General features: G+C 63.7%; 14 protein-coding genes and 3 pseudogenes. 10 read left to right on the forward strand and 7 right to left on the reverse strand.

The annotated features are described in order from the left end of the window. Nucleotides 1–441 precede the first annotated feature (441 nt). Nucleotides 442–714: pseudogene (locus FNQ90_RS28305) on the forward strand (transposase); the annotation flags it as partial. A gap of 122 nt (nucleotides 715–836) precedes the next feature. Further along, nucleotides 837–1,220, forward strand: a complete 384-nt coding sequence (locus tag FNQ90_RS28310) for a hypothetical protein (protein WP_323379713.1) — start codon at nucleotides 837–839, stop codon at nucleotides 1,218–1,220. A gap of 258 nt (nucleotides 1,221–1,478) precedes the next feature. Here the strand turns inward: FNQ90_RS28310 and FNQ90_RS00845 are convergent, their stop codons facing one another. Then, nucleotides 1,479–2,465 carry a winged helix-turn-helix domain-containing protein gene (locus FNQ90_RS00845; RefSeq protein ID WP_182604483.1) on the reverse strand — a complete coding sequence of 329 codons (987 nt, stop codon included), beginning with the start codon at nucleotides 2,463–2,465 and terminating at the stop codon, nucleotides 1,479–1,481. 89 nt (nucleotides 2,466–2,554) lie between these two features. Here FNQ90_RS00845 and FNQ90_RS00850 point away from each other — a divergent pair, with 89 nt between their 5' ends. Next, the gene (locus FNQ90_RS00850) at nucleotides 2,555–3,874 is read left to right on the forward strand and encodes an MFS transporter (RefSeq protein ID WP_182604484.1); all 1,320 of its coding nucleotides are present in this window, start codon (nucleotides 2,555–2,557) and stop codon (nucleotides 3,872–3,874) included. Between the two features lie 121 nt (nucleotides 3,875–3,995). After that, entirely contained in the window at nucleotides 3,996–6,521 is a 2,526-nt protein-coding gene (locus tag FNQ90_RS00855; protein ID WP_182604485.1) for a helicase C-terminal domain-containing protein, read from the forward strand. 856 nt (nucleotides 6,522–7,377) lie between these two features. Here FNQ90_RS00855 and FNQ90_RS00860 read toward each other — a convergent pair. Next, entirely contained in the window at nucleotides 7,378–7,824 is a 447-nt protein-coding gene (locus FNQ90_RS00860) for a hypothetical protein (RefSeq protein WP_182604486.1), read from the reverse strand. Nucleotides 7,825–8,253: 429 nt separating this feature from the next. Here FNQ90_RS00860 and FNQ90_RS26890 point away from each other — a divergent pair. After that, a pseudogene (locus FNQ90_RS26890) lies at nucleotides 8,254–8,819 on the forward strand (transposase); the annotation flags it as partial. 21 nt (nucleotides 8,820–8,840) lie between these two features. Here FNQ90_RS26890 and FNQ90_RS00865 read toward each other — a convergent pair. After that, nucleotides 8,841–10,082 (reverse strand): IS110 family RNA-guided transposase, encoded by a 1,242-nt coding sequence (locus tag FNQ90_RS00865; RefSeq protein WP_182604487.1) that lies wholly within the window; start codon nucleotides 10,080–10,082, stop codon nucleotides 8,841–8,843. Nucleotides 10,083–10,426: 344 nt separating this feature from the next. Between FNQ90_RS00865 and FNQ90_RS28615 the strand changes: the two are divergent. Beyond that, nucleotides 10,427–10,675: pseudogene (locus tag FNQ90_RS28615) on the forward strand (IS5/IS1182 family transposase); the annotation flags it as partial. A gap of 12 nt (nucleotides 10,676–10,687) precedes the next feature. On the opposite strand, the gene FNQ90_RS00875 reads toward FNQ90_RS28615, so the two are convergent. Further along, entirely contained in the window at nucleotides 10,688–14,143 is a 3,456-nt protein-coding gene (locus FNQ90_RS00875) for an NACHT domain-containing protein (protein ID WP_182604488.1), read from the reverse strand. Between the two features lie 653 nt (nucleotides 14,144–14,796). On the opposite strand from FNQ90_RS00875, the gene FNQ90_RS00880 reads away from it, so the two are divergent. The 3 genes from FNQ90_RS00880 (at nucleotide 14,797) to FNQ90_RS00890 (ending at nucleotide 16,675) form a co-directional block, all read left to right on the forward strand. Next, complete coding sequence (locus FNQ90_RS00880) at nucleotides 14,797–15,078, forward strand: helix-turn-helix domain-containing protein (RefSeq protein ID WP_182604489.1); 282 nt, start codon at nucleotides 14,797–14,799, stop codon at nucleotides 15,076–15,078. A gap of 224 nt (nucleotides 15,079–15,302) precedes the next feature. Continuing rightward, complete coding sequence (locus FNQ90_RS00885) at nucleotides 15,303–16,292, forward strand: PDDEXK family nuclease (RefSeq protein ID WP_182604490.1); 990 nt, start codon at nucleotides 15,303–15,305, stop codon at nucleotides 16,290–16,292. An 80-nt stretch (nucleotides 16,293–16,372) separates the two neighbouring features. Continuing rightward, on the forward strand, nucleotides 16,373–16,675 hold the full coding sequence (locus tag FNQ90_RS00890; RefSeq protein ID WP_182604491.1) for a hypothetical protein: 303 nt from the start codon (nucleotides 16,373–16,375) through the stop codon (nucleotides 16,673–16,675). A 167-nt stretch (nucleotides 16,676–16,842) separates the two neighbouring features. Here the strand turns inward: FNQ90_RS00890 and FNQ90_RS00895 are convergent, their stop codons facing one another. After that, nucleotides 16,843–18,012 (reverse strand): hypothetical protein, encoded by a 1,170-nt coding sequence (locus FNQ90_RS00895; protein ID WP_182604492.1) that lies wholly within the window; start codon nucleotides 18,010–18,012, stop codon nucleotides 16,843–16,845. A gap of 394 nt (nucleotides 18,013–18,406) precedes the next feature. On the opposite strand from FNQ90_RS00895, the gene FNQ90_RS00900 reads away from it, so the two are divergent. Then, entirely contained in the window at nucleotides 18,407–18,607 is a 201-nt protein-coding gene (locus FNQ90_RS00900; RefSeq protein ID WP_182604493.1) for a hypothetical protein, read from the forward strand. 589 nt (nucleotides 18,608–19,196) lie between these two features. Here the strand turns inward: FNQ90_RS00900 and FNQ90_RS00905 are convergent. Both FNQ90_RS00905 and FNQ90_RS00910 read right to left on the reverse strand, forming a co-directional pair. Then, nucleotides 19,197–20,063 (reverse strand): DUF317 domain-containing protein, encoded by an 867-nt coding sequence (locus tag FNQ90_RS00905; protein ID WP_182604494.1) that lies wholly within the window; start codon nucleotides 20,061–20,063, stop codon nucleotides 19,197–19,199. Nucleotides 20,064–20,141: 78 nt separating this feature from the next. Next, nucleotides 20,142–20,618 (reverse strand): hypothetical protein, encoded by a 477-nt coding sequence (locus tag FNQ90_RS00910; RefSeq protein ID WP_182604495.1) that lies wholly within the window; start codon nucleotides 20,616–20,618, stop codon nucleotides 20,142–20,144. Between the last annotated feature and the right edge of the window lie 60 nt (nucleotides 20,619–20,678).

Genomic DNA, 20,678 nt, shown 5'->3' on the forward strand with positions numbered 1-20,678 from the left:
CGCCCGCCCCGCACCGAGCCGCCACTCACGCCGCAAACCCTCCACGGCGACATGAAAAGCAGGATCCCTGGGAACCGCCGCCACCAGCCATCACCTCTCCGAACCGAGAATCACCGGGAAGGCTGTCCACGTTGACATGGTCTGAGCAGCGTTGGCCAGTCCTTCCGCGATCTTCCCTGTCTGCTGCAGGCGAAATACCGACACAACAAAAGAAATGGTAAGTTCCAAAACCTTCACTCTGGTTCAAAACCCGAGCGACTCTGTCGGGGATCTTGGAGTTCTTGGGACAAGGGCTGTCGGCGCTTGAAATGCTTCGGAACGGTCTTGCGTGCTTCCGCCCTTCTGAGGTGATCGGTGTCCGTTCTTCCCCGGTGCGGTGCGGTGGTTCCCGAGCTCACAGCACGGGTGACCTGGGCTGGCAACCCTCGCGGCGCCACGGTGATGTGGGTAGGTGATCGCCTCGATGGGCTCCGGGACGACAAAGACTTTGCTTCCCGGGACCCGCGTGATGGCCGCCCCGGACTCTCGCCGGCCCAACTCGCCACGGTCTGTGTGCTGCAGTTCCTGCTCAACCTCTCCGACCGGCAGGCTGCCGAGGCGGTGCGATGTCGGATCGACTTCACGTATGCCCCGGCCCCGGGGCTGGACGACCCGGGGTTCCACCACGGTGTGCTGACGGATTTCCGTGATCGTCTGTGCGAGGACGATCGCGCGGACCGGCTGCTCTCCCTGTCGCCGGCCCGGATATGGGAGGCCGGTATGGTCGCCGCACGTGGGAGGCAGCGCACCGACTCCCCCCGGATCCCGGCCGCCGTCCGGGACCTCACCCGCCTGGAGTGGAGCCGGCCCTTCAAGCAGTACGCGCGACGTTGGAGGAGGCCGCCCGGCGAGCACCCGACATCCTCGACGGCCCGGTGGATGCCGAGTGGACCACCCGCTACGGGCGTACGGTCCGGCTGCCCAGCCGGCCGACTCACCCTGCCACCCGGCTCAAGCAGGCGGGAGCGGATGCCCGCCTGTTCCTCGGGTGCGTGCCGCACCACCGGCGTGGCCCCCGCGCGGAAGCGCTGCGGCAGATCACGGTACAGAACTTCCTCCCCGACGCCCGTGGCAGGTTACGTCCGCGCACCGAGAAGGACGGACAGCCCCAAGGGGCCGTGCGGCTCGTCACGCCCTACGACCGCGAAGCCCGCAGGGCCATCCGGGGCACCATCCGCTGAAGCGGCTACCCGGTCCATGTCACCGAGACCTGCGCAACCGGCGACGCCCGGGCCGACCCGATCACGGACATCGGCACCACCAGGCCGACCGGGGACACCGAGGCCCTCCCCGGCATCCACGCCCGCCTCCGTGCTCGCCGGTTGCTGCCCGAACAGCACCTCCTTGACGGCGGCTACCTTTCCGTCTCGCTGCTGCACCGCTCCCTGTAGGCCACGCTCAAGATCCCCGACGGAGTCGATCGGTGCTGATCCGATCTCTCAGCCCGTACCGGCGACGAGTGCCTCGCCGAGCGGGGTGCGGCGGTAGAGCACGGACCGTCCGGACCGGGCGCGGACGAGCAGTCCCGCGCCTCGCAGGATGGCGAGGTGGTCTCCCACCGCGCCGGGTGTCATGGCGAGGCTTCGGGCGAGGTGGCTGGTACTGGCCGGGGCGTCCAGTGCCAACAGCAGTCGGGCTCGGGACCGGCCGATCAGAGCGGTCAGCGTGTCCGGTCGGGGGACGGTCTCCCGGTCACCCCACGGGGCGGCGGTGCCGCGGGCACGGTAGACCAAGGTCCTGGGCCAGGGCCAGGGGTCTGCCAGGTGGGCGGCGATATTCGCGACGAAGACCGAGGGGATCAGCAGGAGTCCGTCGCCGGCGAGGCGGACCGGTTCGACCCGGGCGAAGTGGCCGATCTCGATACCGCCGGCTTGCCAGGTGATGCTCGGGTGCAGGCTCTCGATGGTCGTGACCCATCCGTGTTCGCCGATCGTACCCACCCGGTGCACGACGTCGCGCTCACAGATCGCGCGCAGTTGCGGCCAGTCCGCGGCGAGCAGTTCGTGCCAGGCCCGGTCCATCGCCTCGGCGATCCTGGAGACGGCGTCCGTGGAGTCCAGCACCGCGCGTACGCGGGGATCACCGGCGGACGGGCCGGTCGCGTGGGTGGCGATTTCGAGGCGGACCGCTTCCGGCGGTGTGGCCCGGATCATGGCCAGGTCGTCCGCCCAGGTCTGGTTGAGGCCGCGAGGGGGCGGGGCGACGAAGCTCGGCCCGGATCGCGGGTTGTGCAGCGCGAGGACGGCGTTCAGTTCACTCTCGCGGCGAAGCCGTTCAAAGGCCGGGAGGAGCCGGGTGGCCCAAGCTCGCGGCAGCGGTCCGTCCCGGCCGGCGAGTGAGCGCAGCAGCAGGCAGAGGTCCAGCGCGGGCGACAGCGCGAAGCGGCTGCGCAACAGGTCCTCCACGGAGACTTCGAAGCGGAGCACCGCGCCATGCTACCGAGGGAGCTCTGTTCCGATTCGTCCAGCGACGAATCATTGGTGTCGGGCGCGGGAGCACGGCGAGGTTGGGCGTCATGACCCCAACCGCCGAGCCCGCCCGGGGCGACCACCGTGCCACCTACCGGCAGGTGCTGGCCGAGCCGCGATTCCGGCTGCTCTTCGCCACACGCGCCGTCGCGATCACGGCGGACATCCTGCGGATCACCACCTTCTCGGTGTTGATCTTCTCGACCACCGGCTCCGCGCCGCTGAGCGCGGCGGCCTTCGGTATCGGCTTCATCCCGCAACTGTTCGGCTCGCTGTTGCTGGGGTCACTGGCCGACCGACTGCCGCCCCGCGCGCTCATTACCGGCGGCTACGCCTTGACGTGCGCCGCCGCCCTGCTGCTCGCCCTGGTGCGGATGCCGGTCGCGGCAAGCCTCGGTGTCGTGGCTCTGGTCTCTCTCGCCACACCGGTGTTTCACGGCGCCTCGAGTCGGCTGGTCGCCGAGACGCTGGAGGGGGACGCCTATGTACTGGGCCGTTCACTGAACAACATCGCCGCTGCCGGCGCGCAATTGCTCGGTCTGGCGCTGGGCGGTGCGACCGTCGCGGCACTCGGCCCACGCCGGGCGCTCGCGGCCGGCGCCGTCCTCTACCTCGGCTGCGCGCTGGCCATCCGCATCCGGCTGCCCCGGCTGCCACCGGGAGAGTCCGGTGGCACACCCGGCAGCGCCGGGAGGGACAGCGGGGCCGCCCGTGCAAGCCTGCGAGGTGCGGGCCTGCTGCTGCGCCGACGCACGGTGCGACGGCTGATGCCGGCCCAGTGGCTACCCGTCGCGTTCGTGGCGGGCTCGCAAGGCCTCCTGGTCGCCTACTCGGGAGAACGCCACTTCGCGCCCGGCTGGTACGCGGTGCTGATGGGCTGTCTTCCGGTCGGCATGCTTGTCGGGGACCTGCTGGTGGGCCGACTGCTGCGGCCGCCCACCCGGGAGCGACTGGTGGTGCCGTTGATCGCGCTGACGGGACTACCGCTGGTCGGCTTCGCCGCCCGGCCCGGGGTGGGCGTCTCGTCCTGTCTGCTGCTGCTCAGCGGCCTCGGATACGCCTACCAACTCGGCCTGCAACGCCCCTTCCTCGACGCCCTGCCACAGGATGGCCGGGGCCAGGCCTTCAGCCTGCTCGGCGCCGGGAGCATCACGCTCCAGGGCGTCGGGGCGGTGTGCCTGGGCGCGGTGGCCGCAGCCATCGGAACAGGCGGCGCAATCGCCCTGGCAGGCGGCGTGGTGGCACTTACCGCAGGCTGGATTCTCACCTGGCACCCATCCACCTCCCCGGTCCCCGTCCCGAACGACTCAACGGGATCGGAGAACAGTCGAAATCGAACCTTGTCACCAGCTGCCACCATCCGATAACGGAAAGTTATAATTGGTGGACCCCTTCCGTGCTCATTGTTTCAGCGCTGCGTGGAAACTCAGCCCCCGAAGTCGTCGCTTGCGCAATGATGGAGGGGACGGACCGAAGGAGGTCAAGAGCGTGCCACTGAACTGGAGCCTGGTTGGCGCCGGCGAGACCGATCCACTACTGCGTCCGCGGGACATTTATGCGGCAGGCCCTCGGCCCTGGCCATACTTGCGGCACGAGCAGGGCGAGGTTCTGGACCGGTGGTTCGAGCGTCGCACTGACAAGGATGTGGTGATCAAACAGAATACTGGGGGCGGCAAAACGGCGGCGGGTCTACTGATCGCTCAGAGCACACTCAACGAGGGTGTTGGGAAGGCTGTTTACTTGGCCGGAGACACTCATTACGCATCTGGCCAAGTTCAGAAGGAAGCACTAAATCTGGGCCTGGTGACCACCACGGATCCCAGAGACCCGGCATTCCAGCAAGAAAAAGCCATTCTGGTAACCAACTTCAAGAAACTCTTCAACGGCATGTCGACATTCGGTGTGGCTGGCGACAACAGCCGTCCTCATATGCCACTCGGCGTAGTCGTCGTCGACGATGCCCATGCAGCACTGAACACGATCACTCGGCAATTCCGACTCTTCATTCCTTGTGGGCACAAGACCCACGACAAGCTGGTGAACATGTTCGCCCATGAGCTGCGACGGCAGGCACCAAACCAATGGCGTGACGTCCAGGCTGGAGACTACTCGGCGCTCGTACGCGTACCGTTCTGGACCTGGGCCAACCGACATCAAGAGGTCATGGATCTCTTGCATCCGCACAGTAGCGACGATGAATTCAAGTATGTGTGGCCCCTGATTGCGGATGTTCTAAATCTCTGCACGGCTTCTATCACTAGCCGAGGGGTGGAAGTGCGGCCGCCATGCCCTCCGGTCCACGCGATCCCGGCCTTCACGAACGCCCAGCGCCGCGTGTACTTGACCGCTACATTGGCTGATGACAGTGCGTTGACTACCGCCCTGGACGTTGGTCCTGCGCTGCTGGCCTGCCCAGTGACCCCAGGTAGCGCCGCTGACATGGGCGACCGACTGATCCTCGCGCCGCTCTCACTCAACCCGTCGCTAGGCGATGAGGCTATACGCCTCTTGGCCAGGCAGTTCGCAGACGGTGACCGGAACGGTGATGGCGTCGCCGAGACGGAGCCGGTCAATGTCGTTGTAATCGTCCCGAGTTCGAAACGCGCTGCCGTGTGGGCCCCGTACGCCCACCGCATTCACTCTGCGGCAACGCTGGACGAGGGGGTCAAGGAACTACGCGAGACGCCTCATGTCGGTCTAGTCGTGCTGGTCAACAAGTACGACGGCATCGACTTGCCTAACAATGCCTGCCGTCTGTTGATCCTTGACGGGGTCCCTTTGCCCCTAGATGCAGCCGAACGCCGCGAAGCGGCCATCCTTCCGGACAGCCGGTTCCGGGTAACTCAAAGCATCCAACGGATCGAACAGGGCATGGGCCGTGGAGTGAGGGACCGGGAGGACTACTGCGCTGTCCTCCTCATGGGTGCCGAACTCAGCATGGCCATTCATGACCCACGTCGTCTCGATCTCTTCTCCCCCGCCACACGCGCACAACTCAGGGTAAGCCGTAGCATCGCCGACCAGATCGCCGGTGAGGGCCTGGGGCAGGTCCGGGAAGCCATCGACGCCTGTCTTGAGCGGCACCCGCAGTGGTTGACAGCTAGCCGCCGAGCTCTGGCAGATGTTCAGTATGACCAGACCAGCACTGTTCGCGCCGAGGCTACAGCCAACCGCCAGGCATTCAACCTAGCTGCCATCGGGCAATACCAAGCAGCCGTGAGTCGCTTGCAGGCTGTAATCAACAGCCTGGAGGACAAAGCTCTCCGTGGTTACCTCATGGAGCAGAAAGCGGCATACCTTCACCACGTCGACCCGTCGGCTGCCCAGCAGGCCCTCACCACTGCCGTAGTCAAAAACCCCATGGTCCAACGTCCTGTTGACGACGTGGCTCCGCGAACCATCAAGGCGGCAGCCGTACAAGCCCGTGCGGCCACCGAATACCTGCGAGAAACCTACTCGGATGGTGTCCAGTTGGTTCTTGGCGTGCGTCACATCTTCGACCAAATCGTCTGGGGAGACAAGGACCGGACAAATGACGCTGAAGCGGCCTGGGAACTTCTGGGCCACCACCTTGGCTTCCGAAGTGACCGCCCCGACCAGATGTTCAAAATCGGCCCCGACAATCGATGGGCGCTGACTAATGAGCAGCACGCAATCATCGAACTGAAGACGGGAAGCAGCAGCGACCTGATCTCAAAAGACGATGCGGATCAACTCGGTGGCAGCGTTCGTTGGCACGAGTCCATTGCGCCAGATATCAGAGCCCAGCCCGTGATGCTTCACCCGAGCAGCACACTTCACACACAGAGCCCGCCTGTGCCCGGCCTGCGCGTTGTGACACCGAATAAACTTGACGAACTGCGGGAAGCAGTGGCAGGAGTCACCCGCGCCCTGGCCACCGGACATGGGCGGTGGGGTAATGAACAGTCCGTCGCTGCCGAGCTGCAGAGGGCCAAGCTGACTGCGGGGGCGATCTTCTCCACGTACACGGAGACGGCTCGCCCCGCTCTATGATGAGCATCAACAATTAGCCTCGACCCTACGTGAGTCCCATCAGCTTGCTGATGGGACTCACGTAGGGTCGAGGCTGGCGCGATAGCGGCGTACGTCCGCTATCGCGCCAGCCCTCACTGCATCGAACCGTGTGCAGTTCTTCCCCACACGGCTTGCCGACGCCGTTCACTACCGGAATTCTGCCTGCCCCACCAGTCCCGCAAAGGGTTGGGGGCCACGACGCTCCCGTACAGAGCGACTAGCCCCAGCGAGTCGGCTCAGGCGAACGCCACTACCGACCAGCCGAGTTTTTGGCTGGTCCGATGCTTCTTGGTGAGAAATCCTCCGATCCGCATCCGCGCGAGGAGCGAGCCGGTCGAAGCGATGGGTCGAGTTCCTGAAGCGGAAATATGCGCCCCACCCACGACGGAACATGCTCACGTTCTCCACGATCATTTTAGTTAGCGCTTAATTTGAATACTGTAGGATTTGCCGCGGCCTCACGAGCTCGTTCCCCGATGGACTACACCCGTTTTGCATTGATATGCCACTAGCAGGACTGAGCAGCCACCCGCTAGATGGGTTCTTTCTCCTGGGAATGCACCGCCTCATTTAGTAATGCATCAGCTCGCCCCGATAACTCCACCGAGTTCCGTGCGCCCTGCCCGCCCGCTCAGCAGCCATAATCCACTGCGATGATCGACCTCATGGCCCGCCGCCTCACCGGCGAGAGCACCATCCCCTGGCGCAACCCGATAATCTCGTGAAACAACCGATTACAGGATGAAACATTGGGCGAAAACGACCTCTAAGCGCTGGACCACTACTGACATCAGAGGAGCCGAAGAGCATCCCTGCACCCTGAAGCCCTGCAAGATCAGCGCAGGAGGCGATCCACCTCCTCTGGGGTCAGAGGACCCTGGTACTCGGCCCGCAGGCGGCTGCGTATTTCCTGCAACGCGATGACAGCCTCCTCATGCTGACGCGAGAGCTCCGAGCGCCTGGATTCGCACTCCCTGATCCGCTGCTCATGCCACTTCTTCCGGCGGGCCGGGTTCTTCTTCGGTGGATACTTCTTCCACCGAAGAAGCAGTCCCCGTGACTGCTCAATGCGCCTGTCGTTCTTCTCCATCTCATCCCGACTGCTCCAGACGGCAGCAAGCAAGGGCCGGAGCACAAGAGATATCTTGCGTCTTTCCTGGGCGCGGGCGGCGGCATTCTCATCCGTATACCGAATAGCGACGGGGGACTCATGCTGCCCGGTGCGCTGCCAGCCGTATCCCTCGAAGCTCCGGAGAATCCGGTAGTTGAAGTTCCTCCCCACGCAAGCCCCTTACTTGCCTTGAAGTTCTTCCCCGCCGTTCAGGCCCCCTTGAAGTACGAGGGTGCCAGCCTCACGGTACGACTCGACAGGACTACGCGTTTACCGCAGGAACGAGATTCTTGCCAGCTCGCCTTTGTTCAGTCGGGGAACCTTCGTCGAACAATGCGATCTTCACCAGCAGCCGACCATCGCCATATTGATCATCATCTCTTTTAGCTTCGATGTTTTTTGAGGTCCTGTCAACTTGCTGGCAGGACTTTCTGGCCTTCGATTGAGGTAGTTCTCGGTGGTGGGGCAGACTGTCATGCCGAGTCGGCGCCGGGATCCCCTGTACCTGGGGTTTGACCAGACTCCTTTGTGCAGGTCACAGAGGGTTTGGGGAGTAACCTTAGAGCGTGTCCTATGTGGAGTGTGGCTCGTTGAGTGGGCATGGGGAGTAGTCGGTGGGGTTGGATCGTTCCGGATGGTTTGTGGGAGCTCGTGGAGCCGTTGTTCCTATCTGAGCGGGTACGGCCGCGGGGCTGGGGGGACGCGGAACACCCCTGATGAAGCGGTGTTCGCCGCGATCGTGTACGTCCTCACCAGCGGGTGTGCCCGGGGCATCTGCCGCCGTGTTCCGGGATCTCCGAGTCCACCGCGCACCGCCGCTTCCTGATCCGGCCCGGGGCCGGGGTGTGGGCACGGTTGCACCGCGCGGTGCTCGATCAACTCGCAGCCGCGGACCTGCTCGACCTGTCCCGGGTGCTGATCGACACCGCCCACCTGCGGGCTGAGAAAGGGGCGAACACCCGGGTCCGAGCCCCGTGGACCGGGGCAGGGCGGGTCCCGGGATGCATGTCCTGTCCGATGCGAACGGCCTGCCCCTCGTGGTCGCCGTCTCAAGTGGCAACACCCGGGACAGCCGGGGCCTGAAGCCGCTCCCGGCCGGTCTCCGATCGGGACACGACCCCGAACGCGGCCGCCACCACCACCCCGGGCGGATCCACGCGGACAAGACACCCCATGCAGTTATCGGGTCAAGCGGCGGTGGTGAGTTGGGGTTTCGTTGGTGGGGTGAAGGCGGTGGTTTCGTCGAATTTCTGGTGGGTGGTCAGGCAGTGGTGGAGTTGGCCGATCATGCGGTTGAACAGGTGGCGGAGGGCTGCGTAGTAGCGGTCGCCGGTCTCGCGTCGGCGGTTGTAGTGGGCGTGGGCTCCGGGTGAGGCGGTCAGGGCGGCGAATGCCCAGTGCCGGCCGGTCGCTGCGAGTCGGCTGTTCTTGATTCGGCGGTGGCTGACGCGGCGGCTGCGGCCGGATTCGCGGGTGACCGGAGCGCTTCCGGCACAGGCCTTCAGGTCGCGGGCGGTGTCGAAGCGGGTGTGGTCGTCGCCGATCTCGGCGAGGATCCGGGCGCCGGTGAGCACGGCCAGGCCGGGGAAGCTGGTGATGATCTCCGCGTCGGGGTGCTGGAGAAAGAGTTCTTCGGTGGCCCGGGCCAGGTCGTCGCAGGCCTGGCAGGCCGCGTCGAGCTGGGCGAGGAGAGCGAGGGTCTGGCGTCCCATCGCGGCTTCGACCAGGCCGGGCCGGCGGAGCCGGGTGCGGCGGAGCACTTCCAGGAGCCGGTCGGTCTCGGCGTCGATCCGCCGTTGGCGACCCGCGCGGGTGACGGCGGCTTTGAGCCGGCTGCGGGTGAGGCAGGCAGCCTCACCCGGCGTGGGGACGACTGCCAGGATCGCGCGGGCCTCCCGCGCCGGCAGCCGTTCGCGTTTGTCGGCGAACGCCTCGAGTATCGCCGGGTAGTACTCGCGAAGGTGGGAACGGAGCCGGTTGTGGGCGCGGGTGCGGTCCCAGACCGTGTCCTGCTGGGCCCTGGCCAGGACGGCGATCGCCCTGACCAGGTCGGAGTCGTCGGGCAGCGGCCGGTGAAGTTCGGCGTCGGTCCGCAGGATGTTCGCCAGGACGACGGCATCCTGGTGGTCGGACTTCTTGCGGGAGACGGCGTGCCGGTCTCGGTAGCGGGCAACCGCCATCGGATTGATCGCGTAGACACGCCGGCCGGACGCCCGCAGACAGGCCACCAGCAGACCGCGAGAGGTCTCGATCGCGATCGGAATCGGATCTTCCGGGCTGTCGCCGTGCTCGGCCAGCAGTCGCAGCAGGTCCTGAAAACCCGTGGCGTCGTCGCCGATCCGCAGCTTGCCGAGCAGGCGGGCATCGGTGTCGACCACCGCGATGTCGTGATGGTCCTCGGCCCAGTCGATTCCGCAGGTCACGTGCAATGTGTGCTCCCCTCGAAGTGTCTGCCGTCCGTCGGCGTCGAGCCGCGGCAGGGACCACCCGGCGACCTAATAGAAGCGCTCGCGGGCGCACCACCCCATCAGCCGTCCGTGGCCCCGGCGATGTCCAGGGTCCTCGCTCTTGTGAAGAGCTCCACGGCTCCGGCTGATCGGGAGGTGGCCCTGGAAACGGCTCGAACCACGCCACGCTACGGGCGCCGCGGTCGCAGAGGCAGGGGCCTTGCACGCGTCCCTCTTGTCGAAGCGCTCCCAGGCGCGGCATACAGAACAGACGTCTCGCCCGGCCCCTGCCGAGGCCGGCAACGGCCAACCTCGATGCCTATTAGGCCTACGACATCCCCGACCCGGGCCGATGGATGCACGGCAAACGCCCGGCCGTCCGTATCGCACGCAAGGGCGTGGAGAGTTCCCAACGACTCGGACGACAACGCTGGAAGATCGAAAGGACCATCGCCCGGCTGGTCGGCTACCGCCGCCTCTCACCGCGCTACGAACGGCATTCCCGCAACCACCCGGCCTTCCCCGGCCCGGCCGCCGCCCTCGTCTGCTACAAACGCCTACGCCGACTCACCACACAGGACACGCTCTTAGAGCGTTGTGTCCCCCGCACGGTGTGCCGCTTCCTGCAAAGCCTCACTCGCGAGCTTGGCCGGATTGGCGCCGACAATCGAGCAATCGTCCTTCGAGCACGAGGTGGGCCCAGGAGGGGGATTCACTGTGCGGCAGCTTAGACACATCCAGCCCGGCGTCGGCCGACTGGTGACAGTGGTCAGAAGCTCGATTAGAGCTGGTGGCTGGGCCCTGGCGATGTTCCTTATGGCTGCCTCCTGAACGTGGCCATCAGGGTCGTTCAAGAGCTGTCGGATCGGGTCATTGAGCGAATTCCCGCTCATGACCGTGATCATGGAGGCTGCTACTGCACGCAGCACGGGATTGCCGCTGTCCACCCAGCAATCCGGTTCGGTTCCTGACGCGAGTGATGCCAGTGCCCCAGCCGCGAGACGCTGGTGTCTCGTGCTCGGTTCCAGCTTGGGCAGTAAAGCTCTCAACCGCGGTGCTGCCTGCTCGGCGATGGGTGCCTTCCACAATGACTTTGCCGAGAATCTGGCCTGACCGAGGCCGAGTGTCAGCAGTCGGATCAACAGTCGCACGGCCGCCTCGGGATCGTTCACGGCGGACCAATCAGGAGCGCGCCGTTCTTGTGCGCTGTCGAAGAGAGCGAAGTAGGGGTTGTTGTCCTGTGAGCGTTCCATTCGAGCCAAGGCGATCTTTGCCTGGGAGGCGAGAATCGCACGGTCGAAACCGTAGAGGGATGTTGCCAGCCCAATGAGCTCTCGGAGCGTTTCGTCCGATTGCTTGCGTAGGCGGTTCGATCCGCCAGTGTTCATATCCATCGTCTCGACGAAATCAGCCAGCTCATCGAGGAGGGTCGCCTGCGTGGTCGAAAGGTCGGTCATCACGTTGTCGGCGATGAGCCGGAGGAAGTGCGCGTAGAAGGAGCCGTCGTAATCCCACGACCAGGACTTCGCCAGCTCCTCCAGCTTCTGTGCCATCGCGTCGTGAATGGCTTGAACGTCGTCGTCAAACCCCCGCTCGGCGAGAAGTCGACTGAGTGTCTTCTGGAGACCGTCCGGAGCTTCCAAGGCGCAAGCGGTGACCAAGTGAGCGGTGTGCGGGACATGGTCCAAAAGCACTTCAGCCGCTTCGGCCTGTGTTCTGGTCAAGCTGTCGTCGGCGAGCCATGCTCTGAAGTCGAACGTCGTGTCTCCGTCCGATCGTGGCCAGTGTGGCAACGCTCGCAGGGCAAGCACGTCCTTCAGCAACTGCGAGTCCTCCACGACGGAGGAGTCCGGGCGGAAGCGAAGCTGCAGTGAGGCACGTGCGACCAGGGCATGCTCGGGACCGAGTTCCGTCGCCGCCGCTTCTGCGGACGCACGAAGCTCAGCCGGGACAGGCAATCCGAGGAGGTCCTTCCAGCTCTGCCACCCCTCCTGGGTTCCGTGGGTGACATGACCGATCAAGCACTCGCAGATCTGTCGGATCGTTGCGTCGTCGAGTTCGGCCCCTTCTCTGACAGCCTGGACAAGCGCCCTCGCCAGTACGACATCATCAGGGTTTCGGTGCAGTGCGGTGGAGACGGCGCGAGCTACGGCCACGTCGAGAGTGCACGCGAGAACGAGTGGTTCGAACTGCTGGCCTGTGATCCGCGCATCGACCCAATCCGGGATCTCGTGTGGGCGGGAGACGATGCGCATGGCGTCTCCAATTTCCGCGAAGAGTGCGATCCTTGGGGCGACGGTTTCCTCGGCGCCGGACAGTACGAAGATGCCGGTTTCGTCGAAGAGATGAACTGCATCACGCGCCGCAGTCGCCGCCCGGGCCGGCGGTAGTCCCCAGGGCTCACGGAGATCGGCGGCAATGGCGGCGACGACCGACTCCTTCACGGCCTGCCCCTGATTGTTCAGGATCTCGGCGGCCTCGCTGATGAACGCGTGCATAGTTGCTGTGTGTAGTTCGGTGCCCGCCAACGGTCCCAGAGCGCGACCGTCGCCGCGCCGCACCTCGCGGTCGGCCACAATGTCTTTCACGACTGCTTCGAGGATCGTCGCACGCTGCTTCGGGAGCGACTCGGTTGATCGCCGCACGGCGAGGAGGGCCAGTAGGACGGGGATCAGGGGTGTCTCACACAGCAGGGAGTCCTGCGCCAGCGCTGATCGCACCCATGCCGCGCGCTCGGCAACCCAACCCGGCCTGTCCGCAGCCTTGGGAAGCCTCTGGGCCGCGGCCAACGTCAGGACCGCGGTCACCGTGCTCTCCGCTGTGGATGGTGACCGCAAGCGCAAGGTCGGCCATCCGAGCGTGGCAGCCTGACCGTAGGCGACATCGCGGGTGGCCAGCAGGATGCAGACTCCTTCAGGCACAGCCGCGACCAGACCGGATATTTCACCGACAACCCTCGACCGCTGATCGTAGGTCTCGTCGAGCGAGTCGAGGATCAGGGCGATGCCACCATCCTTGTCCAGGCGCTCGTTGATTTCGGTGGTGAGCACGCTCCGGTCTGCTGGCCTATCCTCGCGTACGGCCGCAGCGACGAGGCGATCGCGGAAACCCGCTTGCGAACCCGCCATGTTGACTTCACGAAGCGATACCCGCACGGGCAGAGGCAGAGCTCGATCCGAAGCCAGATGCGCCGCCAGACTCCTCAACGCAGTGGTCTTCCCACCTCCGGGCAAGCCGGTCAAAATGGCGCGGCCACGGCGGAGGAAAGCCCAGATCAGCTCACTCTCGTCCCGGTCGTCGTCCGGGTTCGTGCCTACTTTGATGCCCGCGTCCGCTTGGACGAGAGGGAGGTTGGGCAACTCGGCTCCCAGCGAGCGCAGATCGATCTCCGTACCCTCCCGGGCAAGGCGCTCCCTATACCGTTCCAGTACCAGCCGTCGGGTCTCTAGCGCGGCCGCCGGGGTTCCCTTGGTGCTGCTGATTTCGATGCCCTCACCGTGCAGAGCATCCAGCCAGCCAGCGAGCCTGTACCCACCCCGGAGCCGGGCTGTGCGACCCGCGATTCTCGTCAGCGCTGCCCACGCCCCACCAGCCGAGTCATCCCCGTCGTTGTCCACAACATGACGCAAGTGGCCGATGGCCACCTGCGACTCTGGTTCGTCCGGCTCCTCTACCCGCAGCTGCCAGATCACTGCGCACTTGAGGGCCAGGGCACGTTCGGGCTCGTCCAAGGCGCCCAGGAGAGCCCGAACATCCGCCAGGACCTCGGCCTCCTCTTTCGTGGGTGAACCAGGGTGGTCGGTTCGCTCGCGATTCAGGACTTGCTGCAGCTTTCTCATAGGCCCGCTCAGCGTTCCCGAGACGACCACCAGGCGATCCCTGGCGGGATCAAGACCAGATCTGGCGGCCTGCACCCACTGGGCCACGGCTTCTTTAAGGGGCTTGCCGGCAGTCAGGCTCCGCTTGGCCTGGACGAGCGCACGCTGCCCTGACTCGAAGTCGATCCTGATGTCGTCGACAGGATCATCGGTTTCCAACGACACAGACGCCACTCGGGCAAGTGCGGGAGGAATCTCGATCCCCGGCAGCGAAACCCCTGAGAGTCCACATGCCACTGCGTACGCAGCAACGCCGCGCCGGTATTCAGTACCCGCATCGCCGGAAGCGCCTGCGACGCTCCCAGACCTTGCCCTTGAGCTGCCGACCACACATAAAGCCTACGCGGCCGGTGCCGCCTTGAAGGGACATCCAGGAGATACTCGGCCACTCCTCGATCACCATCACGGCGGACACGTACATGGACCTGCTTCCCGAGGCGGATCTTGCGATCGCCGAGGCTGCGGCCCGTCTCGTCCCGCGTGCCCGCGCCCCTCGCGATGTACCGGATGGTGCTGATCGTTTGGGGGCCATTTCGGGGGCTGCCGCCCCGTCCGTTCACGCAACGCGCTCGCAAACGGCCCCGGACGGGACGTCCGGGGCCGAGTAGGTCCCTTCCCTGAGGAGAAACCCCAGTTCAGGGCCATGCGTTTGGTGCGCCTGGGGGCCTCCCTTTCGAACCGGAACGCCCCCTTCCACCGGCTGCTCCAGGCGCTCAGCAAAACTGGCGAGACACCCGATCCCACTGAACGCTCCACCGAGCCTGATCCCGCCGTCGCCACCGAAGTTCAGGAGAACTGCATCCTAATCCCCGGACGAGGTGAAGGAGCTGACCGAGGCGTACCGAGGCGGGGCTACCTTGAAGGAACTGGCCCGCCGCTACGGCTTGCACCGGTCCACCGTTGATCGGCATCTTGAACGAGCCGGTGTTCACAAGCGACCCATGGTCAAGATGACGCCGGCACGGGTGGCTGAGGCTCGAAAGCCCTACGAACAGGGCTGGAGCACAGCCCGTATCGGGCGGGAACTTTACGTCGATGCCAGCACCGTATGCAAGACACTGAAGCGGGCGGGAGTGCAGATGCGCCCGCCGGTGGCCTGATGGAGCTGCCAAGGTGAACCGATCCTCGATTACCGCCTGCGTGGTATGACCGATGCTCAGCGCGTCCCGCTTGTCACCCGTAAGCTGGCGAGCGGGATACGTCCGCAGTACACACCCTTCTTGCTACAGCTGCGCTTTGCGAAAGACTTGATGGTTAACCACTTTAGGTAGATAATATACCCACAATTGTAGCGAGTCATACACAAAGAGGCGTAAAAGAAATAATGAACTTCAAGCAGCGCACGCTGGCTCAAATCGCGGATATGATCTGCGGCAACTTTCCTGCCGAAGAGACTTTCTTCGTCTATCGCACAAGCAGCCAGCTAACCGAATTCTTCTCGGACATCGAGACCGATTACGCCCATGACGGTTCGACTCGCAAGTATTGGGTAGCCGACACTTTGGAAAAGATCCTTGCCGAGCCACAACCTAACGCCAACACGCCCCCCGAAGCGTTCGCGCGCGTCGTCGACAGGCTCATGGACCAGGCAGACGCACAGAATGAGGACGAACAACGACAAGGCGCTCTTGCTCAGCTCAACGCCTCGCTTGCACGAGAGGGGTTCGAGGCATTCTACGCCCCTGACAAGAAGTGCTATCTGCGCCACGTTGCTACGAACACCGTCGCCGCTCCTGCGCCCAACCCACACCGCCCCTTCTCAGCTGCTGAGCTTGAACGGCGCGAGCAGCTACTGGCGTACCTCGAGAGGTGCTCGGAAGATGAGCTGATCGAAGAAGTTCTACTTCCCCTCTTCCGTCAGCTCGGGTTTCACCGAATCACTGCCGCAGGCCATAAAGACAAGGCACTGGAATATGGCAAGGATGTCTGGATGCGCTACACCCTGCCGACGCAACACATCCTCTACTTCGGAATCCAGGCCAAGAAGGGGAAGCTTGACTCGTCAGGAGTGACGAAAGCGAGTAATGCCAACGTGGCTGAGATCCTCAACCAGGCGCTCATGATGCTTGGTCACGAGATCTTTGACCCGGAGATTGGTAAGCGTGTCCTTGTAGACCATGCATTCATTGTCGCAGGCGGTGAGATCACAAAAGCAGCTCGGAACTGGCTGGGTAACAAGCTCGATGCCTCGAAGCGCAGTCAGATCATGTTCATGGATCGAGAAGATATCCTAAACCTGTTCGTGGTCACTAATCTTCCGATGCCAAGCGCGGCATGGCCGCAGACACATACCACTCACTATCCCCCCTTCTGACCTGCACATTGAACCCGGTTGTCGGTTGCGTTATAAATAGAGAGGTTATCAATTTTCGCATCGACAGGGAGGAGCTTAAAATGAGCGAACAACGATCAGACATGCCGCCGCAGTTATCCGGAGGGGAAGAAGAACGCAAGCCTGTGGTCTTCGCTGTGCGCATTGATCCAGCTTTACGGGAACAGGTTGAGGGAATCCGGGGAATAACAGAGCAATCGGTTAACGAGGTTGGCGTGGAGGCACTCATAGCGTGGGTCGACAACAAACTTGCCGACGAAGACGTGCGCGAAAAGGCTATGGCTGGCATCGAGGAAGAAGAGCGCAGAATTAAAGAGCGAAAGGCAGCCATCCAGGGAATATTGGAGGCCACGACCAGTAAGTAAGAGGAGAAGCCGAAAGGTGGTAGCGCCGACCGGGGTGGGCGCCGGAACAAATTATCAGAGTGAATTATCGGAGAGGTTTCAAGCTCCCGATCGGGCAAAGAATCAGCAGCTGAGCGGAGCGTAGGTCGCGAGGTTCGAAGGCGAGTAGCCACACAAGCGCAAGCCTCTCACCTAAACTGGGCATCACTTCTATGCCAGGGAGACCGGTATGTCAGCCCAGTAATCATTTCGGATTGGCTAGAGTGCAGCCTTACGAGACGTTCCAACGGGTTCACATAGTATCCGATTTCTTCTGTTGGCAGCGTGGCAGGATTCTCGACCGACCGACATCCCGAGCGCCACCCTCGGAAACCTCGGCGGTTTGCTTCCTGGAACCGATCGTACTCATGTGGCTCATGACCAGGAAACCAGAAATGAGAACTCAGTGACCATGCCTTATCACACAGTCGCTCGATCTCGACCCAATTAGAGATGCCAACCATTGGTGGACGCTGCGTCATGGCATAGAAAGACCTCAACTCTTTTACCGCAAGAACAACGGCATAGAGCAAGGTGAGTTCGCTGCTGTAGTGGTCATAAACCGGCCAGTCCCAAGCATTCCTTCCGTACAAGAGCTGTGCCGCATCAGTATTAGGGTGCACAAAAGCGCTCAAGAATCTATAGTGCACGTCCATCCGGCGCAGGGTCTCGTCATCGGCAAAGCCATTTGTCTTGAGGCTGTCCTTGATGCTTTGCCATTTGAGGTACGTGTCGTGCATGTACCGGTGCCGCTTGGCCTCGTCTTCGCGTTCCATGACTTCCGACAAGCCGTCATCAAAGTGTTGCTGAATATTTGGTGGGCCAACGAATGGCGAGTATTCGTTCAACAAGAAGTAGTGGATGCCAATGGTCTGCCGACTCCCACCCTCGGACGATCGGGAATGAAGCCCTTCTCTCGTGATACGAACGATGCCGCCCTTCGATCGCGACCAGTCCGTAACGTCAGTCCACCGCTCTCCAGCCTCACGCTGGCGCTGCCACTCGATCCAGGTTTCCTCATCCACGTCTCGGAAGACCTGCACGTACCGTTGCCCTAGAAATACGAGTTGGTCAATAAAGACGTGCTCGAAAGCAGACCGCAACGAACCGAGGGCAGGGGCGTAGGCGTCACGTTCAGCGTTGGAAATCGCTGACTCGAAATACAGCGCCAGCGATCGGCACCGAATTGCCAGGTCTGTATGGACCATGTATTGCGTATCACCGTGCTGTAGCCGTCCAGAGATGCCACGCAGTGTATCGACTATTGAAACTGCGGTGGCATACAGGTTTGGATGTTCAATCGAACCCTGCCATGCCATAAGTCCTACTTTACCTTACATGCGGCTAATTTGGCATTTATGACTCTCTGTAATGGTATCGCCTCTAGCCCGTTCCAGGATTACTGAACGTCGTCGGAAGTCGACCGCCGTTTGCGTCCATAGCGGATTTCACCCGACTCCAGACGCCGTAAGTCTGCAGCATCCAGAGCGCGAGAGCTAAGCGAGGATAGTCGTACTCGCACTACGAATCGATGATGGCTTAAAGTCTCAGATCGATGCCGTCAGAAGTATCACTGGCTAGACAGTCAACGAAGTCGGCAATGAAGCATTCCGACGCTGGGCGGATGACAAGATTGTCGATGATAAGGTCCGTGAGGAACCGATACCAGGGATCGCGGAAGAGGAACGCAGCTGAAACAGAAGCACAGCGCGATTGAAAAATATTGGGATCGATAGCCACTGGACCGCCTACGAACAGTACACCACGGGTTACCTCGAGCGCGAGGCGCCAAAAACTCAGAAGCTTAACTATTGGGGAATCGTCAGCTACCCCGTTTCATTTCTGGTGCCGCTCGACCAGTTCAAACAGACCGCGCTTGATGGCGAGCATCGTTATTTCCGTATTGGTCATTGATCCGCGCCCCTCCTGGGGCATTTCGTAGGAGGGTGGCACTGGAAGGCGGTAACTACCTTTGGCGATTTCCCACCCTATAAACTTTCTCTTGACCGCAGAACCCATAATAGGCGTATTCAGCTGCTGATTTTCGGAAAGTAAAGTAACTCCGTCGTCTAGTAACACGCCCTCGAACCGTGCACTGCTTTCACTCGCCCAATATGAGCCGCTAAACAGCCATCCGCGCGCACGTATTTTTCGAGTCAGCGTTCGCCTAAGACACTTTCCACGCCTATTGGAAATTGATTTCATCTCATAGATAGGTACGGTTGGGACTTTCAGTCGGCGGAGAGCCTGACATGCTCCCACTGTAAACTCTTCCATCTCGTCATGAAACTGATCGACGAACCTGGCTGCCCGCTCCTGGTCTTCGCGCTTCTGCTGCGCGTCTCGGGAACGCTGCGCTGCCCATGCCTGTAGCTCCTCGTCAAACCCCATGCCTGAAGCCTAAGGGCTGTCCCGTAAATGATCTACGGTGTGCTGGTTGACCAGCTCCTCCTCGGCGGCCTGCAGGGACATGAGGGAAACTCCTGCTCGGGAGGACGCGGGGTCAGCGGCGGGAGCCGGGCCGGGGTGGGCCGCTGGTGGTGCTCCACCGCGGGACGCTGGACGAGGGAAGCGCGGCGGGCCGCCGGCCGGCGAGGCGCCGCATGTCGAGCGGAGTCGGCCCCGGCGGGTCCGGGGGAAGGATGGGCGTGAGCCGAGCCATGCCCTGGATGTAGCTGTGGGGGTCCTTTCGCCATCGCGGCAGCGGAGCGGGATCGGAGACGCACTCGGTGACGGCCCGGACCAGGGCCACGGGGGTGTGGGTACTGGCGGTGGCGTACCAGGCGGGGTGGTCGTTGGAGGTGCCGGCCCACAACTGCCAGCGGGCGTCGCGGGTGGTCAACTCCTTCTCGGGGTCAAGGCGGCCGGTGGGGATGGCGAGTCCGGCGAGCCCGTCGGGGGCGCGGAGTTCCAGGGTGCCCCGGCGGTCGTGAGAGGCGCGCCATCCGCGGTTGACGAGAGGGTCGATGGCGAGGGCCGGTTCACGGCCCTCGCGGATCGGGCTCGGTGACGCCAGGTAGGCCTGCGGGCCCCGGCTGTAGGCCCGGGTGAGAGCGGTGGTGAAGGCGTGGACGAACTCGGTGGGGCAGGTGTTGTTGAAGCAGGCTCCCCAGGCTGGTGGGCCGAAGGGGTCCTCGTAGGCGTTGATGCGCCACAGGCCGTCGTCCTCGCCCTCGGGGAGGTAGCCGAGACGGATCCTGCGGTCCGGTGCGTGAATGTGGAGGTTGCCGAGGTCGTCGTGTGCCATTTCCCATCCCGCGGCGAGCAGGGGTTGGAGAGCGGTGTCACCGGTCGGTGTGGCTGCGGCCAGGTGGCGGGGTGAGACGTACACGTCCCCGTCGATCGGGCGAGGGGCATCGTGGGGTGGCATGCATCTCCGTGTTTCGGGTGGGAGGGCCGACGGCGCGAAGCAGTGGACCAGCGGTGAGGGGGCGATCCGGGCGAGGGGTTATGCGGTGATGCCGTAGGCGTCCCGGCTTCGCCGGTGGGCGTGGATCCAGCGGCTCATCAGCTGTTCGATCCGTGCGAGTCCCACGTCTCGCTCGTCGTCGGAAGCCCGAGGGTGGGGTGCCCCGGTGCCCAGTAGGGCGAAGGTGTGCCGGATCCGTCCGGCGTAGTCACACAGTGGGGCCGGGTGTTGGTGTCCTCGGGCCCAGCGGGCGGTGGCGTCGTAGAGGTCGGCGAGGTCGCGGCCGGCTGATGAGAGGTCCAGCCCTGCGGTGGTTCGGGTCAGGAGCCCGAGGGCATCCGCCTGCTCGACCGCCTGCCTGACCCGGTGGGTGGGGAGGTCCGCGAAAGTCCGGGTCAGGGCGCGTGCGGGGATGGCTCCGTGGTCGTCGATCTCACCGATCAGGCGAATCAGAACGGGGCAGGACAGCACGGTGCACGTGTCGCGGAGGTGTTGCCGGGCAGAGTCGGGAGTCATCGGCGTGCTCCTCCGATGGTCGCGGGGACCTTCGCGCCGGGCGGTGGGGCGTGGGAGAAC

Source organism: Streptomyces alkaliphilus, assembly GCF_014141535.1.
GTDB classification, from domain to species: Bacteria; Actinomycetota; Actinomycetes; order Streptomycetales; family Streptomycetaceae; genus Streptomyces; species Streptomyces alkaliphilus.

Excerpts from the sequence above, each read along its gene's own strand:
- FNQ90_RS00885 (WP_182604490.1), top strand. The coding sequence starts at position 15,303 with ATGAACTTCAAGCAGCGCACGCTGGCTCAAATCGCGGATATGATCTGC.
- FNQ90_RS00910 (WP_182604495.1), bottom strand. The coding sequence starts at position 20,618 with ATGACTCCCGACTCTGCCCGGCAACACCTCCGCGACACGTGCACCGTG.
- FNQ90_RS00850 (WP_182604484.1), top strand. The coding sequence starts at position 2,555 with ATGACCCCAACCGCCGAGCCCGCCCGGGGCGACCACCGTGCCACCTAC.
- FNQ90_RS00895 (WP_182604492.1), bottom strand. The coding sequence starts at position 18,012 with ATGGCATGGCAGGGTTCGATTGAACATCCAAACCTGTATGCCACCGCA.
- FNQ90_RS00890 (WP_182604491.1), top strand. The coding sequence starts at position 16,373 with ATGAGCGAACAACGATCAGACATGCCGCCGCAGTTATCCGGAGGGGAA.
- FNQ90_RS00905 (WP_182604494.1), bottom strand. The coding sequence starts at position 20,063 with ATGCCACCCCACGATGCCCCTCGCCCGATCGACGGGGACGTGTACGTC.